The organism is bacterium (Candidatus Blackallbacteria) CG13_big_fil_rev_8_21_14_2_50_49_14, from assembly GCA_002783405.1.
In the GTDB taxonomy this organism is placed as follows: Bacteria; Cyanobacteriota; Sericytochromatia; order UBA7694; family UBA7694.
In genome coordinates, this window is the sequence record PFGG01000056.1 from 1 (window position 1) to 8,692 (window position 8,692).

The 8,692-nt window shown below is 45.7% G+C and carries 8 protein-coding genes and 1 pseudogene; 8 read left to right on the forward strand and 1 reads right to left on the reverse strand.

Going from position 1 to position 8,692, the window contains the following annotated elements; all coding sequences use genetic code 11:
* From COW20_13795 to COW20_13820, 6 genes and pseudogenes are all read left to right on the forward strand, one after another.
* Positions 1 to 1,500: hypothetical protein (locus COW20_13795; GenBank protein PIW47070.1), on the forward strand; the 1,500-nt coding region annotated here is incomplete at its 5' end.
* Positions 1,491 to 2,177, forward strand: coding sequence for a hypothetical protein (locus COW20_13800; GenBank protein ID PIW47071.1), 687 nt, complete (start codon positions 1,491 to 1,493; stop codon positions 2,175 to 2,177). The genes COW20_13795 and COW20_13800, both read left to right, overlap by 10 nt.
* Positions 2,178 to 3,202: 1,025 nt before the next feature.
* Positions 3,203 to 3,307, forward strand: a pseudogene (locus COW20_13805) (PEP-CTERM sorting domain-containing protein).
* 800 nt (positions 3,308 to 4,107) lie between these two features.
* Positions 4,108 to 4,794 (forward strand): hypothetical protein, encoded by a 687-nt coding sequence (locus COW20_13810; protein PIW47072.1) that lies wholly within the window; start codon positions 4,108 to 4,110, stop codon positions 4,792 to 4,794.
* A 191-nt stretch (positions 4,795 to 4,985) separates the two neighbouring features.
* A complete protein-coding gene (locus tag COW20_13815) occupies positions 4,986 to 5,360 on the forward strand; it encodes a hypothetical protein (GenBank protein ID PIW47073.1) in 375 nt (124 codons plus the stop codon).
* Entirely contained in the window at positions 5,348 to 6,025 is a 678-nt protein-coding gene (locus COW20_13820; protein ID PIW47074.1) for a hypothetical protein, read from the forward strand. Before COW20_13815 ends, COW20_13820 begins: the two co-directional genes overlap by 13 nt.
* Before the next feature lie 31 nt (positions 6,026 to 6,056).
* On the opposite strand, the gene COW20_13825 is transcribed toward COW20_13820, so the two are convergent.
* Positions 6,057 to 6,320 carry a hypothetical protein gene (locus tag COW20_13825; protein ID PIW47075.1) on the reverse strand — a complete coding sequence of 88 codons (264 nt, stop codon included), beginning with the start codon at positions 6,318 to 6,320 and terminating at the stop codon, positions 6,057 to 6,059.
* 131 nt (positions 6,321 to 6,451) lie between these two features.
* Between COW20_13825 and COW20_13830 the strand changes: the two genes are divergently transcribed.
* Both COW20_13830 and COW20_13835 read left to right on the forward strand, forming a co-directional pair.
* Complete coding sequence (locus COW20_13830) at positions 6,452 to 7,429, forward strand: NGG1p interacting factor NIF3 (protein PIW47076.1); 978 nt, start codon at positions 6,452 to 6,454, stop codon at positions 7,427 to 7,429.
* 2 nt (positions 7,430 to 7,431) lie between these two features.
* Positions 7,432 to 8,692: DNA polymerase III subunit gamma/tau (locus COW20_13835; GenBank protein PIW47077.1), on the forward strand; the 1,261-nt coding region annotated here is incomplete at its 3' end.

Consider the following 8,692-nt stretch of genomic DNA (forward strand, 5'->3'; position numbering starts at 1 on the left):
CAGCCGATCAATTGCCCTTCAGATTATCAATACTATGGCTATGCCTGTGCACAAACGGGTCTGGTTACAGCTTTGAATGCTTCTCTGGGCTTCTTTCCTGTGCCTCCCCCTACACCTGCAGGAGATTCTGTTTCTTTAGATTCTTCGGGCCTCTATTCACGAATTGTTGAAGGCCAGTCAGGCTATTACTATGGTGTAAATGTGCTCGAAACAGGGGTCAATGCCCAAAATCAACCCATTGCAACCCGGCTGATTCTCAGCACAGGAGTAAATGCCTGGGATCTGGGCTCGTTTAATGGGGGTTTTAGTCGAAATGTTTCCGGTTCAATCGAACTGGTCAGCAGCGATGGCTTGAATTTTACGCTGGATACCAGTCGTTCCTGGCCTGCAGGGTTTGGCTTTAATTACCAATCAGACACAAACAAGCTTACCGATGGAGGTGAGGTTTGTGTTGAGGGCTCCTGGGGCACAAGCAATAACAGTATGTGGGTTATTTCTGCCAGCGGGGTTTGGAATCCTACAGAATCCAAAGCACAGTTTCAACTGAGTATCTCAGGCTCGGCTCAAGGGGGAGCCTCTGTTTTTGCTGTCAATTCTGAAGGAACGAGTTACTGTTCAAACTATGGGGTGGGAGGGCCTTCTACCGCAAGTATTTCACTTGAAGTTTATTTGCCTCCTCAGCCAGATCCCCAACCTACGCCTACTCCCACGCCTTTACCGACTCCTACCCCAACACCTGTTCCTACGCCCACCCCTGATATCTGTGATTGTGGAGGTTTTCAGACCTTGGCCGCAGGAAAAAAAACCTGCCCTCCGAGTTGCAAGAAAATTTATAGATATAAACCCAAAGGTGAGCCTAAAAATAGTCATTGTGTCATGACAAATACAGGGGACAAATCTGGAGCAGGTCTTACATTGGCAAAAGTATACGATTTTGATAAAAAAGGAGCTGATATCACCTTTGTGTTTCGACCAAATAATGAATATACTCCAAAACATTATGATATGACAAATGATAAATCTAATTTACTCAACCCAAATGAAATTGGCTATCAAGGCAATACCAATTTACGCGTTGCGATGCCCACCTATTCAAATGACGCAAATATAAATGGCGACTATGCACTGGTACAAGAACTTTCCTTGTACAATCCCAAGGGGGGACAAGATAATGGGGATAACGGCTCATTTCGAATCTCTCCATTTATTCGTAATCAAGTAGAGAACAATAAAACAAAATACCCTAAATTAAGCCAGATCATGCAGGAACTCGATCGTTCAACACAAACAGGACTGATAGGAATTATTGAGTCAAATCGCAACAAAGAAATCAATAATAACGGATATTTTGTTGTCGGAGTAAATGGAGGAGCGATTTACAGTAAAGTTATGGAGTCTGGAACTCCAGCCTCTGTCGAAATCAAAATTGGTTTTTATACCGTTAAAGTAAAAATGGCCATTGATCCAAAAACAGGAGCGTGGGTAATCACATGCGCATAATCAAAAAACTAAAATGGATTGTCTTCTCTGGTTTTATCGCCTGCTTAGCCAGTATGCCAATCAGTTTTGCTCTTTCAAATACGCCAAGCATTCAGTTTGATCGATTTAAGGGAGAATATTTAGATGGTGTCAACAGCATTAATTTGAATGCCAGAGGGGAAGAGGCTTCATATTTTTCGTTCTTTGGATTCAGCACCTCAACTCAGCAAGTAAAAGAATTTTTTGAGTATTTTACTGCAGAAGGGGCAAAATTAACGCATCTTAGCAATATGAATCTGGCTCTCCTAAGTGGAGATTTTCCTCCTGATTATGCTGAAAATATTCACCTTGACTATGTGATCAGTCAAAATATCGTCATTGGGTATAATCTTCTCGAACCCCTGGTCGTCATGGCCGATGAAAGCAAGCCCAACTCTGTGATAAAGAAAATAAAAGCCTTGCCCTTAAGAACTATCCCACTCTCTCCAACACTTCAAGTTCCTGCGAATATGAGTCTTCAGGTCTATGAAAAAAGACAAGCTGCTTTTATTGAACGCTATGTGCTTGTTTCAATTCAAACCGATCTCCCCGTAAAAAATTATCTGGTCGTCGATGCCTTTTATCCCGAAGCTTTAGATAGTACCCTGTCTGGATATACAGTCAAATTTTTGCAAGCATTTTTGAATGGCCAACGATAACGGAGAAAAACGACAATCCAATCCAATCCAATCCAATCCAATCCAATCCAATCCAATCCAATCCAAAGGGAATTATGGCAGATTTTGGCCTTTGATTTTTCAGCCTAAAAGCAATATATTCAAAAAATCACGCCACTGCTAGAGTATTTTCTATGGGTAAATGTTCTTGCCTTTCTGCTTTTAAAAAATCTTTTACGCCTTTTACGGCCAGTGTGCTGACCAGCCTGATGCTCTTTTCCTGCATGACCCAGGCCCCGGTTTTAAACCAACAGGCTCCCAAGGGTAGTTTTTCAATCCAAAATGTAAAACATTCGCTGGTTCCCCAAGATACCGTTTATTTTTATAGCAATAATCCCCTCAATGCGACTCTGCCAGGATTTCAGACCCAGGCTTTGCCTAAGGATTCAGGCTGCAGTGGGGGCTGTGTAAACAGTTTAAGTGCTGTTATGAGTTGGGCCGCCCCAGGCTTTGCTCCCCAGGGAGATACGCTCACACTTGAAACCCTTCAATCGGGTTCGAATCTCAGTTATGGTTTTGGTTATGGTTTGAATGTTTTGGAAAGGGGAGTTGATAGTCAAGGCCAAGCCATTGCGACCCGTATCAGGGCAGGAACCAGTGCCCATAGAACGACATATACTGGTGGCTCACAAAATTATACCCGACACGAACACTTGGAAATGGAGTTGACCAGTACAGATGGGATCCATTTCAATTTTGATTCCAGCAAAGCCAGTTATGGTGATATGGATTATATTTGGACACTTCCTGCCTCCGCGCCAGGAACCTGCAATCAGGCTGCTTGGGGAGGAACAGGATATGGGGATAATGTACCGATCAAACAGGCTGTATTAACTTTAAATCCATTAACACAGAGTGCACATCTGCAAGCGAGCTTTAGCAATCCGTTGACTTATGCCTACCTTACCGGAGATGGTGTTCCACCAAGCTGTACTGCATTCTACAATCAATTGGGTATGGGCCAAGGCAGTATCGATATCGACTTCCTGGTGTTGTTTGAGGTAGTGCCTCAGCCGACACCCACGCCTTTACCGACTCCTACCCCAACCCCTGTTCCTACGCCCACGCCAAACCCAACGCCTACGCCTGTGCCCAGTCCATCACCTTCTCCAATTGAAGATTGTGGCTGTGAAGAACCAGGTTTTGCAATTCAAGCAGTGCCACTCAAAAAATGCAATTGCAGACTATTTCCAAAGAAAGGCCAGACTTCATGTCAGTCTGTGCAGAGGAAATTCAAACTCAGTCTGGTTTATGACTTTGATCCAACTGGGCCAGATATTACGCTGATTGTGACGCCGAATCAAAAAGGCTTAATAGATGATCGATTGGGTGCTCAAAATCTGAGGGTGACCAGTAATCGCACTCCCGACACGGTAGACCTGTTGCATCATAGAACCCCCGATCAAATAGATACACAAAATGCCAATCCGAAGTCGCCCAATTATCAAAAATTTCTTAAAAAAGCACAATTGGCCAAAGACATGTGGCAAGAAGCGCTGAGAGAAACAGTGGATTTAAAAAAACGTCAAAAGCTCATTAATGATGCTGTAAATATACAAATGACTTTGGATGAGTCTTCAAATGTCATGGATAAAGGTTCTAGCTTAAAGGCAGCACAAGAAATTGTGGATTACTATCTTGATAATCTGGCAAATTCAAGTGGGTATATTGCTTTGGCAGATATTGTAAATGATTGTCAGCAAATTCCAAACTTATTCGAGCTAGAAGAATCTTTGGCTTATGCACTTGCCATAGACATGGACAAGCAAGGACAAAGCATCGTGGGTAAGACAGGAGTAGGCCAGACTACTGAGTTAAAAATTCATCTCAGCAATGGTGATTATATTCCTATCATTGTCAAAAAGAATCTTAGAAGTAATAATACAATCAATTGGGGGGTCAGTTGCCAGCCATGAAAAACGCACGCATCAAAAAAAGCCTTCTTTTCACTTGCCTATTCTTGGGGATTCAATTTGTGCCCTTCTCAGTAAACAACGACTCTCTCGAATCTGTTCTGGCTGCATCCCAAAGCATTCTCCCTCAGCCCTTGTTTGATGTGAGAAAAAATTATCAGGACCCCGCTAAAGGATTGATGTATCCCCGTGGTTTACCCTTTTATATTGAGTCCTATTTGGGGCAATCCAGTACAGATATAAAACCAGATCTCAGTTACAAGCAAAGTAAAGAAAAAATAAAATCATATTCTGCAATTTTGCATTGGGATTTGGATGAAATCAGACCCCTCTCCTATCATCTTCTTTCTGGCAACCGTGTCATTGCTTATCTCTTGCTTGAAGCAGTAGGGGCAAGTGAAAAAGAGCTTTCAAGAAACCTCTTGGAAACTGCATTCAGTCAAAATCCGAGCTACCTGCAAGGGCGTTTTCAGTTATTGCCCCAAATGGAACTGACAGTCTATGAAAAACGCCATGAGGGTTATATTGAGCGCTATATTTTTGGTAAAAACAATTTTCTTGAAATACCTGCTCAAGAAAATCTAGCTGAAATGTTTTATCCAGAAAATCTGGAAGGGTCGTTTGATTCTGCAATTGTAAAGGCCATTCAAGAATGGATAAATACGCAAGCAACTTATCGTAAGTAAAGCTGATAATTGGTGAGAAATTCTGACCTCAGAACAAAGATTCTCCCTCGCTAAACCACTCCAACCCCTATTTTCCATTTGGTGGATTTTCCAGATTAACGGATCCTGGACAAACCAGTATACGAGCAGATATCAATGGGCAAATAGTTAATTTTGGGGTGATCGACTCCAATAATTGGTCTCCAGAAATGATGCATTCTGATAAGATTGGTTGGACTCAAAAAATGAATGAGTCCATCGCAAATGATCAAGAAACAGGACAAATTCCCAGCGACATTATCAATAAGGCAAAAAGTATCGCCAAGCAAAACAATATTCCCCTAGACACCTCTGTCCTTGATTACCTGAAAAGAAAAAATGATGCCCTCAAATTAGTTATGGCCATCGACTCCAGTAAAATAACGGATGCATTTGGAAAAAATTCTGATGGTACCCTTAAAAAGGGTACAGCCCTTGTCACCTTTGCTACCTGGCATACCTTCAACACAGGTTCTGAGCAGTACACCATGAAACTGCAAATGACCTTTAATAACGGAAAATGGAGCAAAATCGAATGCAAAAATTAATGAGATTCTTTATTTTAGCGTTTGTATTCCTTGCGGCCGTTTCTGCAGAGGCCGCAACTCCCAGCAAAATAGTCAGAAGACAAGACACTCCCTTTTCAGATGAAATGGACGTATATACACCAAGATTTGAACGTGGACTCACTCAAACTACAGAACAAATTCAAAACCTGGTTCAACGGAGCATTGAAAATAGGGAAAAACTTCAAAAAAAACACTTTTCCTTTGGCAATAAAACACTGACAAAATATACAGTTACCGCAGATCCTGGTGTACTGGTTCCTAAAAATTATAAGTTTTTTCCAAAAACAGTTACCTTTGTTGGCTATTATGAATCCCTCAATAACAAAATCGAAGGTTACTGTCTTTTAGAAGCTGTCTTTAGGTCTTCAAACCCAGAACTGGACAGCCTCTCAGATTTGCCCAGTGAAAATAGTTTTTTAAACCTGATCGATTTAAAGGGCCGCCCCCTTCAGGTTCACTACTATGAAAAAAAGAGCAATGGAAACATTGAAGCGTACTTCATTGCAGAAATTTATGGTGTCAAGATTCTACTCTTGGATTGCCTGATGTCTGAAACACTTTACCAAACAATCAAACCTGAAGTGGCCACAGCGTTAAACAGTTTGCTGGATTATTATTACCATTTTTACACATTGTTTTCTTAGAACCTCAAGCTGAATAAAAGCCAAAGATACTTTAAATAATGACTTTTGAGCTTTTCCCAAAACCCAAAACAGACTGAATCGGTAAAAAACGACAATCCAATCCAAGGGGGATTATGGCAGATTTTGGCCTTTGATTTTTCGGCCAATTTTTCTCAAAAAGGGTCAGGGGGCCTGGAAATTGCCTTGGTTCTACGGCTCCTGTGTCGCCAAGAACCAAGGACAGCGGAGCAACGCGTAGATAGCGTTGACGCACACGATGTGCGGAGACGGCGGCCCGAATCAACGGCCCACTCATCGACCTCATCATCTGCCAGAGCTGAGCGTTGAAGTAGTGACAGTTTCCCCAAATCCTCGCTGATCTCAGGTACAATGGATCCACTTCAGTGGGCACCAGAGGACAGATCAAGATCGGCAAGGAAGTACAGAATGAAACTCTGGGATATTTATAAATTCAGCGTTGAACTCGGCATTCAGACAGACCCCCGTGGGCCTGAAGCTGTGGCACAGGAGCTTGAGCGCCGCTGCAAAGCCTTTGATCAACTCAGCGCCGCTGAAAAAGAATGGTTTGACACCGACCAGCTCACCAACCCCTACCCCGATACCCGCATTCTGCAAGGGGCTGTCGATCGCGAAATCAAACACCTCTTTGTCGGCATTGATATCGGCGTATCCGAGCTGCTGCTGGTAGATCGCCTCAACCAAAAAGGGACGGGCATTGACGCCGTCATGGCCCACCACCCCGAAGGCCTGGCCCTGACCACTCTGCACCAGGCCATGGATCTGCAAACCGATATTTTTCACGGCCACGGTGTCCCGATCAATGTGGCCGATCAGATTCTGCAACGCGAAGCCGACAAAACCCATTTTGAGATCAGCGTGGGCAACTATAACCGCGTGGTTGATGCCGCCCGCCTGCTGGAACTGCCGATGCTGACCTCGCATACCACCACCGACAATCTGGTGCAGCACTATATCGAGCAAAAAATCGCAAGTGCTCAGCCCCGCCTCATTTCAGAGATCATGGAATTGCTCTCTCATGAACCGGAATACAATGAAGCCCGAAAACTTGAAGCTGGCCCCCGCCTGCTGAGTGGCAGCCCCGACAACCGCTGCGGCAAAATCATGGTCGATATGACCGGCGGCACTGATGCAGGCACAGAGATCTACGAAAAACTCGGCCAGGCGGGCATTGGTACGATTGTGGCCATGCACCTCTCCCCCGGCGTGCGCGAAGTGCTTGAAAAAGCCCATGTCAATATTGTTCTGGCCGGCCATATGTCAAGCGACTCCCTGGGTCTGAATCTCTTCATGGATCAGCTCGAAGCCCGTGGCCTGAAAATCACGGCAGGCTCAGGTTTTACCCGTTTCAAACGCGACCCTGAAACCCGCAAACTGCTGAGCTGATCATGGAACACCTGGCCCTCTACCGCAAATGGCGTCCCCAGACCTTCGGCGATTTGGTCGGGCAGGAGCATATTTCACGCACCCTGCTCAACGCCATTCGCCTCGACCGCCTGGCCCACGCCTATCTTTTCTGCGGTCCACGGGGTACAGGCAAAACCAGTACCGCACGCCTTTTGGCAAAATCCCTGAACTGCGCCAACCCCAGTGAAGGAGAACCCTGCAACCAATGTGTTTCCTGTCAGGAAATCACCGCCGGCCATTCCCTCGATGTGATCGAAATCGACGCGGCCTCGAACCGGGGCATTGACGATGCGCGTGAGCTGCGTGAACAGGTGCGTTTTTCAGCCAGTGGCGGGCATTACCGGATTTTCATCATTGATGAATTTCACATGCTCACCAACGAAGCTTTCAATGCGCTGCTGAAAACCCTCGAAGAGCCTCCCGCCAATGTGATCTTTGTCTTGGCCACCACCGAACCCCACAAGGTGCTGCAAACCATTGTTTCACGTTGTCAGCGCTTTGATTTTCAACGCATTGCCCTGCCTGCTCTGATTCAACATTTGCACAAAGTTGCCCAAGCCGAACAGATCGGCATTTCAGCCCAGGCAATTGAAGCAATTGGCCGCAAAGCGGCAGGGGGTGGGCGTGATGCCCTCAGCCTGCTCGATCAGGTACATGCCATGTCGTCACCGGGTGAAACCCTGCCCGATGCGCTGGTTTATCAGGTTTTGGGCCTGATCGAAGAGGATATTCTGCTGCAATTGGTACAGGCCCTCTTCCACGGGCAATTGGAAACCCTGCTGCAAACCCTGCAAATTCTGCTGGAGAAAGGCCACGATACCCTGCAGATCGTACAGGAGTTGCTTCAGGTGCTGCGCCATCTCACCCTTTCAGAACTGCCCCAGGCCCGTATGGAAGAACTGGGCGTGCCCTCGCATCTGGTCACCCCCTTGAAAGAATTGCGCAAACCCTTGGCCCAGGGCCAGACCATTACCGTGATCGAACAATTGGTCAAAACAGCAGATCGCCTGCACAAGGTTACACAGCCCGAAATCTGGCTGGAAGCCGACCTGATTCAAATCTGTCTGCAAGGCGAGTCTTCGCTCTTGCAAAGGCTGGAAAGTCTTGAGCAGAAACTGATCAACGGTCTCCCAGTCAGTCAAGAGGCAGTGCCAAGCCCAAAGGCTGCACCCAGCCCCCCTGCTCCTGCACGGCCCCAGGAAACCCCCCCAGCGCGCCCCCTGCCCAGCCCCAGTCTGCCCT